Consider the following 18,986-nt stretch of genomic DNA (forward strand, 5'->3'; position numbering starts at 1 on the left):
GTTCTTAGCTGTGAAGTTAGGAAGCCCTCGGTATAAGCTCTGCTTTACCGAGGGAGGATGTCACGTCATGGATCAGGGAAAAATTGTCGAACAGGGAAAACACGAGGAATTAGTCGCCAGAAATGGCATTTACAATGGATTGTGGCAAGTGCAATCGGGAACTCTCGCAGCAAATAAATAACGTAAAGGGAGATGGGAGAAAAGGAAAAATTATCTGGATATGGTTTAGCATTACATACCACTAGCCCCCAACTCGGATTAACTTTGAGTGATTTTCAAGGAGAAGAAAAGACACAAACTTGGGATTTAGGTCGAGATTTAGCGACGCATCTCCATGTATTATTACAAGAGTTGATTCACCCTCATTCTTGGTGGGAATTAAAATTGATTGCGGTGGCGAAAGGGCCAGGGAGTTTTACGGGAACACGCATCGGAGTAGCCACAGCCCGTACTTTAGCACAACAGTTAGATATTCCTTTATTTGCAATTTCGACTTTGGCTGCGATCGCTGACTATGAAAAAAAACAGCATCAGTTTCCAGATCAAGATTTAATTGCGGTACAATTGCCAGCACGGCGTGAACAGTATTTTGTGGGGATTTATGAAGTCAACGCAAACGGATTAATCTCTTATCTTCCAGATCAGGTGATGACAGAAACGGATTGGCAAGCAACTTTAAATCAGATTAGTCAACCCTATCATTTAGTTACCCCTACAGAAGAAACATTGGGGAAAACAGTAAAGAGTGTTCTCAGTTTAGCTGTGCAACAATGGGAACAAGGGAAACGCCCCAAAATAGAAGACGCTAAACCTTTCTACGGAAGCTGACAATACTGATGTTGGGTTTCGCTTCGCTTCACCCAACCGACATCTAAGCCCCCCTTTCAAAGGGGGGTTGGGGGGATAAATCTCCCAATCTGCTGGTTGGTGTTGGGTTTTCCTTCGCTTCACCCAACCGACATCTACATCTAAGCCCCCCTTTCAAAGGGGGGTTGGGGGGATAAATCTCCCAATCTGCTGGTTGGTGTTGGGTTTCGCTTCGCTTCACCCAACCTACATCTAAGGTAACTGGTGTTGGGTTTCGCTATCCTTTACCCCACCGATATCGGTTCATGTTAGTGAAAATAATCATAAATTTGTTGTGCTAAGGCTTTGCCGATTCCTGGCACCGCTTGTAATTGTTCTAAACTGGCTTGACGGATGTATTCTAACGATCGAAAATGAGCCAGTAAGGTTTGCTGTCGTTGAAACCCTAACCCTGGAATGTCATCCAAGCGCGATCGTTGCATTTTTGCTGTTCGCTGTTGGCGATGAAAACTCACAGCGAAACGGTGTGCTTCATCTCTTAAGCGTCGTAATACTTGAACGCTAGGCTGTTCGGAATCGGTTTCTAAAGGGAATGATTCTCCAGGTAAAAAAATTTCCTCTCGTTGCTTCGCCAAACTGATGACAGCTACATCTTCTAATAAGTTCATCTGCTGTAATTGTTCCACCACCGCCGAAAGTTGTCCTTTTCCGCCATCAATCATTACTAAATCGGGAAACTCTGAATCTTCCTGTCGCGGTAAGTCTGGGTTTTCTACATATTTACGAAAGCGACGACGGATCACTTCTGCTAAACTGGCAAAATCATCAGAATGTCCCGATCGAACGCTAGTATCCTTAATTTTATAACGACGGTAACATTGTTTCGCTGGAATGCCATCAATAAACACCACCTGCGATCCCACCGCATTTGATCCTTGAATGTGAGAAATATCGTAGCCTTCGATACGGCGAGGCGTTTCTGGTAAGTCTATGATATCTCTTAGGTCTTGTAAGGCTTGATGATTGCGATTAACTGCCCGTTGTGTTCTTTCTAACTCATAACGGGCATTTTGTTCGACCATTGTCATTAACTCTGCTTTCCCCTGACGTTGAGGAATAGTGAAGGTTACTTTTCCCCCTTTACGTTCAGTTAACCAGTGGCTAAGTAAGTCTTGATCTGGAATTGCTGAGGGAAGTAAAATCTCGCTGGGAATTTCCACCGCATCAACTACCGCGTAATGATCTTGAACCACTCGTTGTAAAATATCTTCTGAGGAAACAGAGGGAGATATATCGGCAAAAAACCCCAATCGTCCCACTAATTTTCCCGCACGAACTTGGAACAATTGAATAGAAGCGTGTTGAGAGTTGGCGACGATCGCGATCGCATCACGGGAGACTGTATCATCAGGAAGAGAAACCTTCTGATTCGCATTCAGTTGTTGAAGAGATTGAATTTGATCCCGAATTTTCCCAGCCTCTTCAAACTCCAAATTAGCCGCCGCTTCCTTCATTTTTGCTGTCAATTCACGCACTAATTCTTGGGATCGTCCTTGAAAAATCATTGCGACTTTCTGTAAGGTTTGGCGATAGTCTTCAGGGGAAATCAGTTGTTGACACACACCTGGACATCTTCCTAAATCATAGTTTAAGCAGGGACGATCTTTAAACAAAGGACGCGGACGTTGGCGTAAGGGGAATGTCCGTTTAATTAAGCCTAATGTTCGCCGTAAAGCGCCCGTATCCACATAAGGACCATAATAGCGATCTTTCTGGTTATTCCGTCTTCTTTTACGGGTGATAAAGATGCGAGGATAGTCTTCAGACCAAGTAATACAGAGATAAGGATATTTTTTGTCGTCTTTTAGCAGAACATTAAAATAGGGTTGTTCTTGTTTAACGAGGTTAGCTTCCAATGCTAACGCTTCCGCCTCGGTATCAGTGACGATAAATTCAATTTCCGCCACTTGTTGCACCATGATGTGTTTTTGTTCACTTAATGCTTGAGAAGGGCGAAAATAAGAACGGACGCGGGAACGGAGTTTGGTTGATTTCCCAATATAAATGATATTACCCGCTCGATCGCGCATGAAATAAACCCCTGGTTTCATGGGGATTTCTTGCAAACGGGCTTCTAATTGTTCTGGGTGATGAATTAGAGGTTTAACTGCAGTAGTCATGTTTTTCCAGTTGGGGAGTGAGATTCAAGCCATGTTTCTAATCAAACCTGATCAAACTAATTTTTGAAACTTCCCAAAATTGCCTGAAATAGTCTTTCAATTTCTGCTTTCAATTGGCTAATTGCTGCTTCTAAAGAATCACAATAATCCGTTGCTAGCAAGTGAGCGTCGCCCACATCTGCACTCGACCAAAGATAAGAATGTTGTCCGATGGTTAGGGTTGCTCGCCATTGGTTTTCAGGAGCATCGATCGTGATAAAAAAGTATCTGGGCATCGTTTCATCAGGCTCGATCGTCAATTCTCCCCACATGGTAAACCCAAAATAGTCTCGATTGGCTTGGTTAATATAATTCCAGTTAGTAAAATTGGGAAAGGCTCTTTGCGCTTGCTCTAAGGCTGGTTGAACTTCCGTTTCTGGCAGTAACATTTTCTTAAATCTCCTCCTGATGACGATCTTGAAGTGTCAGTCTGCTAATTCTGTCATGTCACTGAGATGTTTATAACTGGCGCGATCGAAGTTTTGTTTATTGAATTGATTTAACTTGCTTTCTATAGCGCGATCGAGCAGTGAATTTTCTTCACCAGAAACCACCAATCCTTTGTCTATTTAGTTCAATCAGTTCTTCAACAGTTGCAGACTCATCAAGATAATTCACTTCAAAATCAGGATCATCATCAGTAAAGATTATTGGTATATCGTCTTTTGGAAATTGAACATACCACCTTACTGGTTCTCGATCACTTGAACGAGGATATTGATCACCATATCCCAGTTCACCCGTTGACTTGCGAACTACTTTGATAGGCATATGTAATCCAAATTGTTTTTCTCTAGGATAGCAAAATCGTTAACTACTAAAGCCAATCGCGATCGCGCTACTCAGATGAAACAACGATCGCCTAATTTTATTTCGTTTAAACCTCTTTTGCCTCTTGCCTTTTGCCTCTTGCCTTTTGCCTTTTGCCTTTTGCCTTTTGCCTCTTGCCTCTTGCCTTTTGCCTTTTGCCTTTTGCCTTTTGCCTCTTGCCTTTTGCCTTTTGCCTTTTGCCTTTTGCCTCTTGCATGCAAACCCTAAATACCTGATTTAGAATAGTTAGATATGGCACGTCAAAGAAAAAAATCTGATTTACCAACCAAAACTTGTGTTGTCTGTGGTCGTCCATTTACATGGCGAAAAAAATGGGCGAATTGTTGGGATGAGGTGAAATATTGCTCCGATCGATGTCGGCGCCGAAAATCTTAAATGAAATGTAATTTATGTCAAGGACAAACGCAACTTTTTTTTCAAGGAAGACATGGGGCATATTTTCGCTGTTTGCACTGTCAGGGAATTTCTTTATCTCCTGAATATTTTCCCACACCAGAAGCAGAACAACAACGATATGAAACCCATAATAATAACGTTGAAGATGTGAGATATCAAAAGTTTGTTTCTCCGATCGTCAAGCAGATTTTAGCTGACTTTTCCCCATCAAATCAAGGCTTAGATTTTGGTTGTGGAACTGGCCCCGTTATTTCTTATCTCCTCAGTCAATCTGGGTATTCGATCGCGCAATATGATCCATTTTTCTGCAACGATCAAGCGGTTTTCAATACAACTTATGATTTTATTATTTGTTGTGAAGTAATTGAGCATTTTCAGCAGCCCGATCGAGAATTTAGTCAGCTTTATTCTCTTTTAAATTCTGGGGGAAAACTTTATTGTATGACTGATTTATTTACAGAAGAAATCGACTTTAAGCGATGGTCTTATAAAGAAGATTGTACTCATGTGTTTTTCTATCATCGTCAAAGTTTAGAATGGATCAAGAAAGCATATCGTTTCGCCAGTCTTCAAAATCAAGGGAGACTAATTATTTTAGAAAAATGAGGAAAAATTAATCTTTTTAATAATCAACTGTTCAGAAAAGGGAATCTATGAGAGAATTATTAACAGAGTTCTCATAAAATTTCCTGATCACTATGACTGAGCCTGCTGAAGAAAAAACCCTCGCCGAAGCTGCTCCCTCTCGCTATGAGTGTCGCAGTTGTGGCTACGTTTACGAACCGAACAAAGGGGATAGTGGTCAAAATATCCCCGCTGGAACCGCTTTTGAAGACTTACCCTCTCAGTGGCGTTGTCCAGTTTGCGGAGCGCGACGCACTGTGTTTGATGATATCGGCGCGATCGATGCTCCGTCAGGCTTTCAGGATAACCTATCCTATGGCTTTGGCGTGAATCGCTTAACCCCAAGACAGAAAAATCTTCTCATCTTTGGTGCGTTAGGTTTAGGATTTTTAATGTTCCTGAGTTTTTATGGTCTGAGTTAGAAGCGTTCAACCTCACCCAAAAACTGGTAAGCTGTTGGAGTTTCACGCTCATAACCTAGTTTGAACAAGCAAATATGAGTATCGTTTTAAGAAATATTAAGCAATTTGTCTTATGGAGCGCGATCGCGCTGTTTACAGTCAGTTGTAGTCAAGTTCCCTCAACGGAATCCAATCCCTGGCGAGTATTGGAAAATCTACCAACCGAAGAAACCATGTTAGACTTAGCCTTTACAGGTGATCCGAATCATGGTTGGATGGTAGGAAACCAAGCGACGTTACTGGAAACCACCGATGGAGGAGAAACTTGGGAAAGAAAAGAGTTAGAACTGGAAAACGAAAAATTAGATTTCCTTTCCGTTAGTTTCGTGGGAGAAGAAGGCTGGATTGCTGGCGAGCCTTCTGTGTTACTACATACCAAGGATGGTGGCGAACACTGGTCACGAATTCCTTTGAGTAAAAAGTTACCAGGAGAACCCTATAGCATCATTGCCAAAGGGGAAGACACCGCAGAAATGACCACCAATGTGGGAGCAATTTATGAAACCACCAATGGGGGCAAAAATTGGCAAGCATTGGTACAAGAAGCGGTGGGAGTCGCCCGAAATATCTCTCGCTCTCCTGATGGGAAATACATCACCGTTTCCGCTCGTGGTAACTTCTACTCCACATGGACACCTGGGGATCAAGCATGGCAAGCCCATGAACGAAATACCTCCCGTCGTGTGCAAAATATGGGGTTTACTCCCGATGGACGAGTCTGGTTACTCGCTCGCGGTGGTCAAGTTCAATTCACAGAATCCGAAGACTTCGACAGTTGGCAAGAACCCGAATATCCCGAATTTTCTAGCTCTAAGGGATTATTGGACATCGGTTATCGCACTGAAGATGAGTTTTGGGTGAGCGGTGGTAGCGGTGACTTATTCCGTTATGCTCAAACCAAAGGCGTTTGGGAAAAAGACCGCGAGATGCAAAATGTTCCTGGGAATTTCTATCGCGTGAAATTTTTTAGTCCTGAAAAGGGATTTATCCTCGGCGATCGCGGAACCGTCCTCAAATACGAAGCAACAAACCAAGCCGCATAAAGAAAACGTGGCAATTGTTAAAACATTTCTTATCATATATTAGTAAGGAATCAATTTTTGTAAAAGGAGTAAAAACAAAATGTCTGGAGATACAGGAGAGCGTCCTTTTGGTGATATTATTACCAGCGTTCGTTACTGGGTAATTCATAGCATTACCATCCCCATGTTATTCATTGCTGGCTGGCTATTTGTCCAGACTGGCTTGGCTTATGATGCCTTTGGAACCCCTCGCCCCGATGAGTATTTTACTCAACAACGGCAGGAATTACCCATCATTAGCGATCGATTTAAAGCCAGAGAAGAAGTGGAAGAATTTAATAAGTAAATATTCTTAACAAGGAGGAGAAACATGACAACTAATCGTCCCAATGAACCCGTTACCTATCCGATTTTTACCATCCGTTGGTTAGCCGTCCATACTTTAGCAGTGCCTAGCGTCTTCTTTTTAGGCGCGATCGCTGCGATGCAGTTTATTCAAAGATAGGAGTCATTAATGGTCGATCGTAATCAAAACCCCAATAAACAGCCAGTAGAACTGAACCGAACTTCCCTTTATTTAGGGTTGTTGCTTGTTTTCGTCTTAGGAATTCTGTTCTCCAGTTATTTCTTTAACTAAAACCCATTTACATTGTTTAAAACTTGTCTAGTTTGATTTAGGAGGAAAAAATTATGTCTGGGAAAATCCCGCTTTGGATTGTTGCAACCATTGCCGGTTTAGGAATTATTGCTGTCGTCGGCATCTTTTTCTATGGCTCTTATGCAGGAGTTGGCTCTGCCGTATAAACCCTGCTCGTTAACTGAGTAAAGCACCGCTAGGGAATTTCTCTAGCGGTTTTTTTAGCAAAATTAATCGCATCGGTTGCGTGTAGAGACGTGCCATGGAACGTCTCCACGGGAAACCCAACAACAATTTACTGATCACTGATCACTGGTAACTGATCACTGTAAAGATGTTATTCAATCAAATTCAGAGCCTAAGATATGTTGACTTATTTTGTGGAATTGGTGGCTTTAGAATTGCCACGGAAACCGTTTGTAAAAATTACAACCTTAAACCCGTTTGTGTTTTTTCCTCTGATTGGGATTTAGATGCACAGAAAACTTATCAAGCTAACTTTAATGATTCTCCCCAAGGAGACTTAACTAAAATTCCAGTAGAAGCAATTCCAAAACATGATTTACTTTTAGCAGGGTTTCCTTGTCAGCCTTTTAGCATTTGTGGGAAACTCAACGGCTTTGAAGATATCAGAGGAACCGCTTTTTTCGACATTGCTAGAATTTTAGACTATCATCAACCAGAAGCTCTCGTTTTAGAAAATGTTAAGCAATTAGTAGGACATCAAAAGGGAAAAACGTTACAGATTATTTTAGAAGTTTTAAGAAATTTAGGATATTATGTGGAATATAAAGTCTTAAATGCACTGGATTTTGGCTTACCACAGAAACGGGAAAGAGTTTTTATTGTTGGCTGTCGTCAGTCGGTGCGTTTTCAGTGGACGTTTCCAGACTTTGAAATGAAATCGTTATCAACTATTCTGGAAAAAGATGTTCCTCTCAATTACTACGCTTCAGAAAGAATACAACAGAATCGTATCGTTAAATATACGGGAAAAATTAGTAATGAACCGACAATTTGGCATGAAAATAAAGCTGGACATATTAGTGCTTATCCCTATTCTTGTGCGATTCGTGCTGGTGCTTCCTATAATTATTTATTAGTGGATGGAAAACGGCGTTTAACTGAAAGAGAAATGCTAAGATTACAAGGATTTCCCGATGAGTTTAAGGTAGTGTGTTCTTATACCGCGATGCGAAAACTGGTGGGAAATAGTGTAGCAATTCCCTGTGTTAGAGCCGTTTTAGAATGTTTATTTAAGACGGTGATTAATCCTTTACTCTCACCGCAACCCAGTACATATTATTAATTGTTTATGCCCTCACCGCGTCTGCTACTATTAATTTTAAGCATTAGCGTTGTTCTCGTGCTGATGATTTGGTTGGTGAGCGCTCTTTACCAACTTTACATCCAAATTGCTTTTACTGCGCCAATTTTAGCGAATTTATTACTGTTGTTATTAATGGCGGTGATTACACTTTTGATTGGTGCGGTTATTTATTATTTCCAAGGTGGATTTAAACCAAAGAAAAAGCGGAAAAAACGTCAATCAAACATCAAAGCACCAGCCGAAAAAAACGAAGCCGCCCAAGCGAATTTACAAGCAGTACGGAAGCAAGTTGAGCAAATTCAAGATGAAGTGGCGCAACAAGCCTTATTAGAAAAATCGCAAGCATTAGAAGCCAATTTCAATCGTCAAGGTTTCCAGGTTGTTGTATTTGGAACAGTATCGGCGGGAAAAACATCATTAGTCAATGCGTTAATGGGGCGTGTTGTGGGAGAAGTAAGCGCCCCCATGGGAACAACGCAAGCGGGAGAAACCTATCGCTTACAACTCTCAGAAATTGATAAAGAGATTTTCGTGATTGATACTCCTGGCATTTTAGAAGCAGGGGTGATGGGAACAGAAAGAGAAAACTTAGCGCGAGAGTTAGCAACGGAAGCGGATTTATTATTGTTTGTGGTAGATAATGATTTACGTCAATCGGAATATGATCCGTTATCTGTTTTGGCGGAAATTGGGAAACGATCGTTGCTGATTTTTAATAAGACTGATCTTTATACAGATGAGGATCAACAGCAAATTATAGAAAAACTCCAATCCCGTGTTCAAACCTATATTTCTCCCCATGATGTCATTTCTATTGCGGCGAATCCTTCTCCTTTTCACACGGACACAGGAGATACCGTTCAACCCGAACCTGATATTATGCCCCTAATCAAACGGTTAGCGGCGATTCTACGAGCAGAAGGAGCAGACTTAATCGCTGATAATATCCTACTACAGTCTCAACGTTTAGGAGAAGAGGCACGCCGTCTCATTGACACGCAACGTCGTCGTCAAGCGGATCAGGTGATTCAACGTTATCAGTGGGTGGGCGCGGGAGTGATTGCGGTAACACCGCTTCCCGTTGTTGATATGTTGGGAACAGCGGCGGTTAACGCGCAGATGGTGGTGGAAATTGGGAAAATTTATGGCTGTGAAATCAACTATGATCACGGACGAGAGTTAGCGTTTTCTTTGGGAAGAACTTTGGTGAGTTTAGGAGTGGTGAAAGGGGTGGTGCAAATGGTTTCTACGGCGTTACAGATGACTGTGGCGGCTTATGTGGTGGGAAAAGCCATTCAAGGGGTTAGCGCCGCTTATCTGACTCGGATTGCTGGGAAAAGTTTTATTGAGTATTTCCGTCAGGATCAGGATTGGGGAGATGGCGGCATGACGGAAGTTGTAAAGCGTCAATTTCAGTTAAATCGTCGGGATGAGTTTGTAAAATCTTTTCTCGGAGAGGCGATCGAAAAAGTGGTTCAACCGTTGATGAATGAATCGGAAGCAACGGAAGAAGACCAAGAAAATGATGATTTTAATCATTATAATGATGATTGGTATGAGCCACCAGAACGTAATTTAGAAAAATGGTAATTGATTAGTGTTGGGTTGCGCTTCTCTACACCCATTACAGTGACCAGTAGGGTGGGTAAGGCAAACCTAATGACTAATTTATGTTGGGTTTCGTTTCTCTACACCCAACCTACGGTTTGTCTTCCTCTTTCGGATTAAATTCTTCGGGATGAGTCGGGGGTATTCCTTTAATGGTAATCAAGCCTTCAAGAATTTCCTTGACAATCGGCGCCGCAACGGTTGATCCAAACGCCAAAGGTTTCCGTGGTTCATCGACTACGGCTAACACCACATAACGCGGATTTTTAAAAGGAAAGATACTCACAAAACTGGTAATTTTACCATTACGATAATAGCCATTACTGGCTTTTTGCGCTGTTCCTGTTTTTCCCCCAAGACGATAACCAGGAATTTTTGAATTTTCACCGCTTCCCTCACTGACCACACTTTCCATCATTTTTAAAACTTGTTGTGTGGTTTGTGGGGAAAAAACTTGCTTTTTCGGATGCGCTTTTTGATCAAATATTTCTCCATTTTGATTCACTAATCCTTTGACCACATAAGGGGTAACTAAATATCCCCCATTTGCGATCGCGCTGTGAAGTTGAGCGAGTTTTATGGGTGTTAAAGAAAACCCTTGACCAAAAGAGGCGGTCGCTGGTTCAATGGGATAATTAACAAATTGAAACTCAGGTTTAATATAGCCTGGGGTTTCTCCCATTAAATCAATTCCCACTCGTTGTTCTAAACCTAATTGTTGTAATTTATTATAGTAATCTTGCGGAGACATTCTCTCAATGATTTTAATCATCCCCACATTACTAGAAACTTGTAAAATTTCATCAATTCCTATCTTCCCATGACCACCATTGCTAAAATAATCGTGGTTGCGAATTGTCCATCCTCCTACTTTCATTTTTCCAGGATCATAAATTTTAGTTTGTGGAGTAATTAATCCTGCTTCTAGGGCGATCGCAACGTTAATCGGTTTAAATGTTGATCCAGGTTCATATAAATCAGTAACCGCCCAATTTCTCATATCCTCTAAATCATACTTAAAATATTGATTCGGATTAAATGTTGGTTCAGTTACTAAAGATAATAACTCCCCTGTGTTAACATCCATAACAATGATTGTTCCCCGTTTCGCATTAAACGCTTTCATTTGCTTTTTTAAAGCCTGATGAGCAAGACGTTGTAAACTAACATTAATAGTTAGTTGGAGTTTTCTTTCATCAAAACTTACTGCTTCTGGAGGAAGGGAAATGGGTAAAACTTCTCCTTGTCCAGTCCGTTTAATTGCTGATAGTTTGCGAGGAAGACGAGTTAATTTTTCTTGTTGTGTAAACTCAATTCCTGTTTTTCCTTGATGATCATCTTGTTGAACATATCCGATGACATTAGCTGCTAATTTTTCATAAGGATAATAACGTTCATAATCTGTATTTAAGTCTAAGCCACTGATTCCTAATGCTCTAATTTTATCCGCTAATTCTTCGGTTAAATAATCTCGTAATCGGATTCCTGTTGGTTGTTGTTGAAACCTTTGTAACAACTCTGATTCACTGATATCTTCTAAGATTTTTGCTAGTTTCTCCGCGACTTCTTCTGAGGGTTTACTAAATAAAGCGGGATGAACATAGAGGGTGTAAACGACTCGATCGGCGGCTAAAACATTGCCTTCACTATCAATTACTGAACGACGAGGAATATAAGATTTAAGAGAAGATTGCTGTTGTCTTTCTGCTTTTTGTTGTAGTTCTTCTCCTTTGACAATTTGCAGATGATAGACTCTCACTCCTAATCCCACTGATCCTAGAAAAAGAACTAACCAAATCAAGATTAATCTTCGGATTTCCCAACTCATTTTTTGCATCATTATTAATACGCTAAAGGACGATCGGTTTCGGGAGATTCAATTTTACGCATTTGAGGCGTTTCACTCTCTGGAGAAAAAGAATGAACAGTCGGTTTAATATATACATTTTTATCAGGGGTTAAAGGAATTAAATCTTGATTACTACTATTATTTGACTCTGCAATTTGATCTTGCAATGCTCCATTGATATTAGTAACAGTGCGTTCGTGACGTTGTAACGATTCTAATTCTTGATATTCCTGATTCCACAATTGTTGAGTGTAAACGGTTAGCCCATACATTCCTAAAGTACCAACGATCGCGCCGAAAGTTAACAAGGAGGAACTCCGTTGTAAAAATAATAAAATACGAATAAATAGCGGAAAAGTGGTTTTCTTGTTCTTCTGAGAACGATCGCGCCATTGTGGAGGAAGCGGACGAGAGGTTACTCTAGAACCAGAAGATTTAAGGGAAGAAACACGATCGCGCTTTTTAGATTCAGGTACAGCAAACATAATTTAATTCTCAGTAAAAATAGGATTTTAGCCTTCACCAGCTAGAAATTGCCATGATTTTAACATCAATGGTTACACTAATTGAAACGTCGAGAGATTTGATCCTTGATCTCTAATTATTAATCAAATTTATGCTTTTATTACAGTTTAGTACCTCTCATTATTGTCGAAAGGCAAGACTTGCTTTAGGTTATAAAAAAGTTAAGTATGAAGTGGAAAACTTAACCCCAGGTTTCCATATTCTTAAACTCAAACCGCTTACGGGTTTAACCACAGTTCCCGCATTACAACCCACTCCCGAACCAACCATTGGTGATTCTACTCGCATTTTGCACTATTTAGAGAGTCATTATCCCCAACCGAGTTATACGCTTTCTAATCCTGAACAGAATCGCTATGCTTGGCTATTAGAAGATTGGTTGGATGAAAGCATTGGGACAGCCACTCGTTTTGTATATTATGATTGGCGATCGAAGGAAGGAAAATCGATCAACCCTAGCTTATCGTCTCAATTAGTAATTAATATTGTTCGTCGTCAGTATGGAATTACTCCCGCCAGCGTTAAACTAGCAAAAGAACGCTTGCAAAATGCGATCGAGGTTTTATCTACTTGGCAAGAAAAACCGTTTTTAGTCGGGGAATCTTTCAGTGTGGCTGATCTGGCGGCGGCTGCTTTATTAAGTCCTTTAGCCCTAATTCCAGAATACCGTCAAGAATACCCCTGGCTATTTCAACGCATCGCAGAAACTCATCAAACTTGTGGCGAACCGCTTCCCCCAGGATTAGATTAAAGCCTACTGAAAAAAGCGATCGCGCCTATGATACTCTAGAAGTTGGAAAATTAATCATTATTTACCTCTTATGTCTGAGTTTTCCACGCCTTCCGACGAAACTCGTCAACAAGCCCTCGCCAGTCTTACCCGTCAACTGGTGCAAAATGGACATCCTGAACAATACGCCCAACAGATGGCGGTAGCGGCAATTTTTCAAGCGGATTTAGAATTGAGAAACGCTCAACTCTCTCATCTTTTATCTTGGCTTAAGGAAAACTATCCTGATGTTCATTCTCAGGGGTTGGATTTAGTAGAAAAAACTCGCGAGGAGTTTGAACAACGGGTAAAAGAAGGCTGATGACGGAGATCAATTCTTTTTTTGCAGAATTAGAAGCCAATTCCCAAAGGCTGTTTCACCTCTTGGATCGGTTTGAACATCCCAAAATTTTGGTCGTGGGAGATTTAGCGTTAGATGAATTTGTTACTGGTGAGGTGGAACGTTTATCACGAGAAGCGCCCGTGTTGATTTTGCGCCACGAGAAAACCGCACAAATTCCGGGCGGGGGCGCAAATGCGGTGTATAATCTGGCTAAGTTGGGGGCAAATGTGCAAGTCGCGGGAATTGTCGGTGATGATCCGCAAGGAGACGCATTAAAAAGGATTTTTGTCAAGGCTGGGGTAGGAATTGACGGAATTATTACTGATCCCGATCGCGCGACGGTGACAAAAACTCGAATTTCGGGTCACGCTAGGCAATCCGTTACGCAACAAATTGTACGGCTCGATCGAAAATCTGACCACCCGCCACACACCGACTGCATAGCACAAATCGCCAATTTTGTCAAGGAATCGGTTTCTGATGTCGATGCGGTAGTTTGTTCCGACTATGGGGATGGTGTTTGTAGCGCCGCCGTTATTAACGCCACCTTAGCCCATCACCGCAACATTGTTGACACACAAACCAATTTATCCCGTTATCTTGGCGCAACCGTCTTTACTCCCAACCTTCCCGAAGCCGAGAAAGCAGTGGGATATAGTATCAACAACGAAACCTTACTCCAACAAGCGGGAAAAAACTTATTAACCCTCACCGAAGCCGAATATATACTTCTCACCAGAGGAGAAGAAGGAATGAGTTTATTTAGCCAAACGGGAGAAGTCCATCATATCCCACCGTTTAACCGCACCGATGTTTTTGACGTAACGGGTGCGGGAGATACCGTTGTCGCCGCCTTAACTATCAGTTTATGCGCGGGTGCGACAGCTTGGGAAGCCTCAGTGTTAGGAAATTTAGCCGCGAGTATTGTTGTCCGTCAGTTTGGCACTGCGACCACTGATGTAGAAGCAATGAAACTGGGATTACAAACAATTTTAGATGATCCCAGTTTGTTACTTTGAGTTGTTCAGGTTATCGATCGAAGCAAGCCAAACAGCTTCCGTAAAGCATTCTGTAACCCTTGATTTTTGGCATAATTGCGCTTTTTCAACTGTAGCGCCGCCTTACTATTCACCTCGGAAAGCGTGGGATAAATATGAATAATTCCCGTTAGCGCCGAAACGGGTAACTTATTCTTCATCGCGAGAATAATTTCATGGATTAATTCCCCCGCAGATGGCCCCACTAAATGCGCTCCCAAAATCTCTCCTTTGGAAGTAGTGATAATTTTGGCAAAGCCCTCGGTTGCTCTCTCTGCTTGAGCGCGATCGACATCAGCAAACTCTTGTTTTAGCACTTCAATTTTATCCCCATAGCGATCACGAGCTTGTTTTTCACTTAACCCCACACGAGCCAATTCGGGTTCGGTAAATGTCGCCCAAGGAATAACCCGATAATCGGCTTTTGCGGACGGGAAAAAGAGTGCATTTTGCACCACAACCGCTGCTTCATAACCAGCGACATGGGTAAACTGATAACCGCCAATGACATCCCCACAGCCATAAATGCGCTTATTGGTGGTTTGCAGTTTTTGATTAACAACAATCCCTTTTTCGGTATATTCCACCCCTGCTGCTTCTAAGTTTAAGGAATGAACATTGGGAACACGCCCTGAAGACACTAAAATTTCATCAACTACAATTTTCTCTTTCCCTACCCAGAGATGTTTTTTCCCATCAATCACTTCTACTTTTTTCGCCCTTTTTCCTCGCAGAATGTTCACCCCATCAGCTTCTAACTGTTTTTCTACCACCAACGCCGCTTCTGGGTCTTCTTTCGGGAGAATCTGTTCTCGACTGGAAACAATGGTTACTTGTGAGCCTAAACGGTGCATTGCTTGTCCCAATTCACACCCGATCGGCCCCGCGCCAATGACTGCTAATGACTGGGGACGCTCTTTTAAGGAAAATATCTGTTCATTGGTCAAGAAACCCGCTTCTTCAATCCCTTCAATCGGGGGAACTTGCGGACGAGACCCCGTAGAAACCACGAACGCACGGGCTTTTAAGTCCCGTCCATTCACGGTAAAGGTTTTCTGATCCTTAAATTGACCTTCCCCAAAAATCACTTCTACCCCTAGACTTTCAAACCGTTCTGGGGAATCATGGGGTTGGATGGTGCTAATAACGTTCTGGACATGACCCGTAGCTTCCGAGAATTGAATATCAGGCGGTGTGGTATAGATACCAAAACGGGAACTGTGTTTCACTTCATGGGCGACTCTAGACGCATGGAGTAAAGACTTACTGGGAACACAGCCAAACCAGAGACAGTCTCCCCCTAAACGGCTTTTTTCCACGAGCGCAACTTTCGCGTTTAATTGCGCTGCCGCACTGGCGACCACTAAACCACCAGAACCACCGCCGATGATAACGATATCATAATCTACTGCCATTGTTATTTCCTCTAGAACGATCGATGCTTTGATTTTATTAGACGCGATCGAAATTAGTCTTCGCTGAGAACGGAATTAATAATTAGGGCTTGCTGAAAAAGTTCATGTTTTCGGTGTAGTAAGGCAAGAGGCAAGAGGCAAGAGGCAAAAGGCAAGAGGCAAGAGGCAAAAGGCAAAAGGCAAAAGGCAAAAGGCAAGATGGGGAAGAAAAATCGCTCCCTTGTCTTCCTTGTCTTCCTTGTCTCCCATTTCTCCCTTGCACTTTTTCAAAGAATTAAGAGCCTTAAAAGCTGATTGGATAAAGGTTTTAGGTTTATTCAGTAAGCCCTAATTAGTAATCAAAATTCAACCCAAAAATGATACCATTGAAAACAATTGGCGCTACATTAGCGATCGACTAAGCCCCCCTTTCAAAGGGGGGTTTGGGGGGATTGGCTGTAACCTAACTTTTTTAAAATGGTATGACATCTGCGAGTTTCTTATTACAACAAGCCTCATCACTGTTACTGTATCAATCGGTTTTAAGCGATGAAATCGGACAAGCATTTCTCGACTTATTACACCGCTTACACCGCAATGAAAATCGAAATGATTCCTTAAAATCTTATAGTCATTTATTTAGAAAACTAGCGGAACAAAATCAAACTTGGCAAGACTATTTAGTCAAAAAAATTCTTAACGATGAAAATCCTTTTTCCCAACAAGTGCAATGGGTTTCTTTAGAGCAATTACCATCAGCATTAGTCAAAGCCGCCGCATCTGATCTCAATAGCTTACGTCATCTTTATGAATGCGATAGTAAAACTTTGAGTATGTGGGTTAAAACCAGTTGTCAATTAAACGCTTCTCCGATTACATGGGAAATGGGATTTCGGGATAATTCTTTTCTCCATGAAACCGAGAATTGGAAATCGGTTTTACCTGAGTTAGCTGCCTATTATCAAACTTATGGCTGTGGGATTTTTTCCCGATATCAAGCATTTACTTGGCAGCATCAACAGTTAGTCGGAATTAGCCATCCTGATCCGATTAAAATCAATGAAATTGTGGGTTATGATTGGCAAAAGGAAACTTTAATTAAAAATACCGAGTTTCTATTAAAAGGTTATTCGGCGCTGAATGTTCTGCTTTACGGAACTCGTGGTTCTGGAAAGTCTTCTTTAGTCAAAGGCTTGTTAAATGAATATGCAGCGAACGGATTAAAATTAGTAGAAGTTCCCAAATCAGAATTACGAAACTTACCATTAATTTTAGAGGAATTACGACAGCAACCCCAGAAGTTTATTCTCTTTGTGGATGATCTTTCCTTTGAAGAAGATGACGACTCATTTAAGGCTCTAAAAGTCGTTTTAGAAGGAAGTGTCACCGCCAAAGCACAAAATGTCGTAGTTTACGCCACGTCTAACCGTCGTCACCTGATCCGAGAGTTTTTTGACGATCGTCCGCGTCCCAGTGATCAAGATGAGGTTCATGCTTGGGATACAGTACAGGAAAAACTATCTTTTAGCGATCGATTTGGCTTAACGCTCACCTTTGAATCACCCAATCAAGACACTTACTTAACCATTGTGCATCATCTGGCAAGGTTAGCGCACATTCCCTTGTCTTCAGAAGAATTAGAATTTAGGGCGAAACAGTGGGCAACTCGACATAATGGGCGTTCTGGACGCAGTGCGAGACAGTTTATTGATTTTTTACAGGGGGAACTATCCTCTCTGCGGTGACAACCTGATGGCTTGATTGACTAGTTGTCAATTTTCCCCCTCGACAAATTGCCGATTTTATGTCGGAAGTTTTAGTGTTGGGGGTAGTTTTAGAAGACGGAGAAGTTGCTTTAATAAAGCCCGATCGCCGAAGGCAAGTCGCAGAGCGACATCGCGCTGTAAAATCAGGAAAGTCTGTCTCCTAAAACCATGTTACTGCTTTGTTTTGATCACCCCTTTAGAGTGTAACCAATCTTCGATTGAATGCACTGGCTCAAATTGCTGTAACTGTTCATCTGTTAGAGGTGGATTATCAGGATCATCCAGTGCGTTTTGTTCAACCTCCTCATCTGTCATACTATCCACTCGCTCCCAGTCAGTTAAATTTTCGATCCAGTCAAACTCAAGCATCACTCCTCACAATTGCTTTAACTCAGAACGAGATTAACATCCAGTTGTCTGTCGATAATGCTCAATCAATGTAACCATCTCTGGGGATAGGGAAATCAAAAGTTTTTTGTAACTTCTAGGTTAGAGTTCTGTGGGTAGGGTTAAAATTTCTACTCCGTCTCTCGTCACCGCGATCGTGTGTTCAAACTGAGCAGATAATTTCCCATCCTTCGTTACGGCTGTCCATTTATCCGCCAAAACTTTCGCCTCGTGAGTTCCCTCATTAATCATCGGTTCAATAGTAAACACCATTCCCGGACGAATGCGCTTTCCTTTTCCTTTTGTCCCATAATGGGGGATTTGCGGTGCGGTATGAAAAACCCGATTAATGCCATGTCCAACAAAATCACGGACTACAGAAAACCCCTGCGCTTCTGCATATTCCTGAATCGCTGCCCCAATATCGCCAATTCTCCCACCAGGTTTAACCGCAGCAATGCCACGCATCATACATTCTTTCGTGGTTTCCACTAATTTTTTCGCCAGAGGAGAGGGTGTTCCGACGATAAACATTCTGGAAGTGTCGCCATGATAACCATCAAGAATGGGAGTAACATCGATGTTGATGATATCTCCATCTTTCAGGATTTCTTTTTCGTTGGGAATGCCATGACAAATCACTTCATTGACGCTGGTACAGATTGATTTGGGAAAGCCGTGATATCCTAGCGGCGCACTGGTCGCCCCATGGGCTTGCGTCCAGCGTTCGGCTTCGTCATTGAGTTCTAGAGTGCTAATTCCTGGTTTAATTAAGGTTTCTAAATGATCCAGCAGCGCAGCGGCTAAACGTCCCGCACTACGCATTTTTTCAATTTCTCGATTCGATAACAGAGTAATGGTGTCGCTTGCCATGCCTTTATTTATTCCCTAGCAAATTCTATATTATCAAATTAGTGTTGGGTTTCATTTCTTTCCACCCAACCTACAGATTGGTTGTTGTTGGGTTTCATTTCTTTCCAC

Annotated in this window: 27 protein-coding genes; 17 read left to right on the forward strand and 10 right to left on the reverse strand. The window is 41.9% G+C overall.

All coding sequences use genetic code 11. The features are described 5' to 3' along the window. Nucleotides 1-10 precede the first annotated feature (10 nt). On the forward strand, nucleotides 11-181 hold the full coding sequence (locus tag DACSA_RS20635; protein WP_156800756.1) for a hypothetical protein: 171 nt from the start codon (nucleotides 11-13) through the stop codon (nucleotides 179-181). Between the two features lie 11 nt (nucleotides 182-192). After that, on the forward strand, nucleotides 193-828 hold the full coding sequence (gene tsaB / locus DACSA_RS10025) for a tRNA (adenosine(37)-N6)-threonylcarbamoyltransferase complex dimerization subunit type 1 TsaB (RefSeq protein ID WP_015229645.1): 636 nt from the start codon (nucleotides 193-195) through the stop codon (nucleotides 826-828). Nucleotides 829-1,115: 287 nt separating this feature from the next. On the opposite strand, the gene uvrC is transcribed toward tsaB, so the two are convergent. From uvrC to DACSA_RS20640, 5 genes are all read right to left on the reverse strand, one after another. After that, nucleotides 1,116-2,987: an excinuclease ABC subunit UvrC gene (uvrC, locus tag DACSA_RS10030; RefSeq protein ID WP_015229646.1), complete on the reverse strand. Its 1,872-nt coding sequence runs from the start codon at nucleotides 2,985-2,987 to the stop codon at nucleotides 1,116-1,118. A gap of 56 nt (nucleotides 2,988-3,043) precedes the next feature. Then, on the reverse strand, nucleotides 3,044-3,415 hold the full coding sequence (locus tag DACSA_RS10035) for a hypothetical protein (protein ID WP_015229647.1): 372 nt from the start codon (nucleotides 3,413-3,415) through the stop codon (nucleotides 3,044-3,046). A 36-nt stretch (nucleotides 3,416-3,451) separates the two neighbouring features. Beyond that, nucleotides 3,452-3,580 (reverse strand): hypothetical protein, encoded by a 129-nt coding sequence (locus tag DACSA_RS22550; RefSeq protein ID WP_269544586.1) that lies wholly within the window; start codon nucleotides 3,578-3,580, stop codon nucleotides 3,452-3,454. Then, nucleotides 3,567-3,797, reverse strand: coding sequence for a hypothetical protein (locus DACSA_RS10040; RefSeq protein ID WP_015229648.1), 231 nt, complete (start codon nucleotides 3,795-3,797; stop codon nucleotides 3,567-3,569). The genes DACSA_RS22550 and DACSA_RS10040 overlap by 14 nt, the downstream gene beginning before the upstream one ends. A 106-nt stretch (nucleotides 3,798-3,903) precedes the next feature. Beyond that, nucleotides 3,904-4,053, reverse strand: coding sequence for a hypothetical protein (locus DACSA_RS20640; RefSeq protein ID WP_156800757.1), 150 nt, complete (start codon nucleotides 4,051-4,053; stop codon nucleotides 3,904-3,906). A 35-nt stretch (nucleotides 4,054-4,088) separates the two neighbouring features. Between DACSA_RS20640 and DACSA_RS19095 the strand changes: the two genes are divergently transcribed. The 10 genes from DACSA_RS19095 (at nucleotide 4,089) to DACSA_RS10085 (ending at nucleotide 9,917) form a co-directional block, all read left to right on the forward strand. Beyond that, entirely contained in the window at nucleotides 4,089-4,232 is a 144-nt protein-coding gene (locus tag DACSA_RS19095) for a DUF2256 domain-containing protein (RefSeq protein WP_015229649.1), read from the forward strand. Then, nucleotides 4,233-4,859 (forward strand): class I SAM-dependent methyltransferase, encoded by a 627-nt coding sequence (locus tag DACSA_RS10050; RefSeq protein WP_015229650.1) that lies wholly within the window; start codon nucleotides 4,233-4,235, stop codon nucleotides 4,857-4,859. A gap of 92 nt (nucleotides 4,860-4,951) precedes the next feature. After that, nucleotides 4,952-5,299 carry a rubredoxin gene (locus tag DACSA_RS10055; protein ID WP_015229651.1) on the forward strand — a complete coding sequence of 116 codons (348 nt, stop codon included), beginning with the start codon at nucleotides 4,952-4,954 and terminating at the stop codon, nucleotides 5,297-5,299. Nucleotides 5,300-5,373: 74 nt separating this feature from the next. Next, the gene (locus DACSA_RS10060; protein ID WP_015229652.1) at nucleotides 5,374-6,381 is read left to right on the forward strand and encodes a photosynthesis system II assembly factor Ycf48; all 1,008 of its coding nucleotides are present in this window, start codon (nucleotides 5,374-5,376) and stop codon (nucleotides 6,379-6,381) included. A 79-nt stretch (nucleotides 6,382-6,460) separates the two neighbouring features. After that, the gene (gene psbE / locus DACSA_RS10065; RefSeq protein ID WP_015229653.1) at nucleotides 6,461-6,706 is read left to right on the forward strand and encodes a cytochrome b559 subunit alpha; all 246 of its coding nucleotides are present in this window, start codon (nucleotides 6,461-6,463) and stop codon (nucleotides 6,704-6,706) included. 24 nt (nucleotides 6,707-6,730) lie between these two features. Further along, nucleotides 6,731-6,865, forward strand: coding sequence for a cytochrome b559 subunit beta (psbF, locus tag DACSA_RS10070; RefSeq protein WP_015229654.1), 135 nt, complete (start codon nucleotides 6,731-6,733; stop codon nucleotides 6,863-6,865). A gap of 9 nt (nucleotides 6,866-6,874) precedes the next feature. Continuing rightward, a complete protein-coding gene (locus tag DACSA_RS19100; RefSeq protein WP_015226647.1) occupies nucleotides 6,875-6,997 on the forward strand; it encodes a photosystem II reaction center protein L in 123 nt (40 codons plus the stop codon). A gap of 53 nt (nucleotides 6,998-7,050) precedes the next feature. After that, nucleotides 7,051-7,164 (forward strand): photosystem II reaction center protein J, encoded by a 114-nt coding sequence (locus tag DACSA_RS10075; RefSeq protein WP_015226648.1) that lies wholly within the window; start codon nucleotides 7,051-7,053, stop codon nucleotides 7,162-7,164. Nucleotides 7,165-7,331: 167 nt separating this feature from the next. Next, complete coding sequence (locus DACSA_RS10080) at nucleotides 7,332-8,306, forward strand: DNA cytosine methyltransferase (RefSeq protein ID WP_015229655.1); 975 nt, start codon at nucleotides 7,332-7,334, stop codon at nucleotides 8,304-8,306. Between the two features lie 6 nt (nucleotides 8,307-8,312). Continuing rightward, entirely contained in the window at nucleotides 8,313-9,917 is a 1,605-nt protein-coding gene (locus DACSA_RS10085; protein ID WP_015229656.1) for a YcjF family protein, read from the forward strand. 109 nt (nucleotides 9,918-10,026) lie between these two features. On the opposite strand, the gene DACSA_RS10090 is transcribed toward DACSA_RS10085, so the two are convergent. Together DACSA_RS10090 and DACSA_RS18290 are read right to left on the reverse strand one after the other, a co-directional pair. Further along, nucleotides 10,027-11,775 carry a peptidoglycan D,D-transpeptidase FtsI family protein gene (locus DACSA_RS10090; protein WP_015229657.1) on the reverse strand — a complete coding sequence of 583 codons (1,749 nt, stop codon included), beginning with the start codon at nucleotides 11,773-11,775 and terminating at the stop codon, nucleotides 10,027-10,029. Nucleotides 11,776-11,777: 2 nt separating this feature from the next. Then, nucleotides 11,778-12,269, reverse strand: coding sequence for a hypothetical protein (locus DACSA_RS18290; RefSeq protein ID WP_015229658.1), 492 nt, complete (start codon nucleotides 12,267-12,269; stop codon nucleotides 11,778-11,780). A 131-nt stretch (nucleotides 12,270-12,400) separates the two neighbouring features. Here DACSA_RS18290 and DACSA_RS10100 point away from each other — a divergent pair, with 131 nt between their 5' ends. From DACSA_RS10100 to DACSA_RS10110, 3 genes are all read left to right on the forward strand, one after another. Next, complete coding sequence (locus DACSA_RS10100; RefSeq protein ID WP_015229659.1) at nucleotides 12,401-13,060, forward strand: glutathione S-transferase; 660 nt, start codon at nucleotides 12,401-12,403, stop codon at nucleotides 13,058-13,060. 70 nt (nucleotides 13,061-13,130) lie between these two features. After that, nucleotides 13,131-13,400: a hypothetical protein gene (locus DACSA_RS10105; protein WP_015229660.1), complete on the forward strand. Its 270-nt coding sequence runs from the start codon at nucleotides 13,131-13,133 to the stop codon at nucleotides 13,398-13,400. Further along, a complete protein-coding gene (locus DACSA_RS10110; RefSeq protein ID WP_015229661.1) occupies nucleotides 13,400-14,440 on the forward strand; it encodes a bifunctional heptose 7-phosphate kinase/heptose 1-phosphate adenyltransferase in 1,041 nt (346 codons plus the stop codon). Before DACSA_RS10105 ends, DACSA_RS10110 begins: the two co-directional genes overlap by 1 nt. A gap of 5 nt (nucleotides 14,441-14,445) precedes the next feature. On the opposite strand, the gene DACSA_RS10115 is transcribed toward DACSA_RS10110, so the two are convergent. After that, the gene (locus DACSA_RS10115; RefSeq protein WP_015229662.1) at nucleotides 14,446-15,873 is read right to left on the reverse strand and encodes a dihydrolipoyl dehydrogenase family protein; all 1,428 of its coding nucleotides are present in this window, start codon (nucleotides 15,871-15,873) and stop codon (nucleotides 14,446-14,448) included. Between the two features lie 461 nt (nucleotides 15,874-16,334). Between DACSA_RS10115 and DACSA_RS10120 the strand changes: the two genes are divergently transcribed. Both DACSA_RS10120 and DACSA_RS22555 read left to right on the forward strand, forming a co-directional pair. After that, the gene (locus tag DACSA_RS10120) at nucleotides 16,335-17,597 is read left to right on the forward strand and encodes an ATP-binding protein (protein ID WP_015229664.1); all 1,263 of its coding nucleotides are present in this window, start codon (nucleotides 16,335-16,337) and stop codon (nucleotides 17,595-17,597) included. Between the two features lie 59 nt (nucleotides 17,598-17,656). Further along, nucleotides 17,657-17,782 (forward strand): hypothetical protein, encoded by a 126-nt coding sequence (locus tag DACSA_RS22555; protein ID WP_269544589.1) that lies wholly within the window; start codon nucleotides 17,657-17,659, stop codon nucleotides 17,780-17,782. A 7-nt stretch (nucleotides 17,783-17,789) separates the two neighbouring features. Here the strand turns inward: DACSA_RS22555 and DACSA_RS10125 are convergent, their stop codons facing one another. Next, nucleotides 17,790-17,987, reverse strand: a complete 198-nt coding sequence (locus DACSA_RS10125; protein ID WP_015229665.1) for a hypothetical protein — start codon at nucleotides 17,985-17,987, stop codon at nucleotides 17,790-17,792. A 120-nt stretch (nucleotides 17,988-18,107) separates the two neighbouring features. Further along, nucleotides 18,108-18,878 carry a type I methionyl aminopeptidase gene (gene map, locus DACSA_RS10130; protein WP_015229666.1) on the reverse strand — a complete coding sequence of 257 codons (771 nt, stop codon included), beginning with the start codon at nucleotides 18,876-18,878 and terminating at the stop codon, nucleotides 18,108-18,110. Between the last annotated feature and the right edge of the window lie 108 nt (nucleotides 18,879-18,986).

This window comes from Dactylococcopsis salina PCC 8305, assembly GCF_000317615.1.
GTDB lineage: Bacteria > Cyanobacteriota > Cyanobacteriia > Cyanobacteriales > Rubidibacteraceae > Halothece > Halothece salina.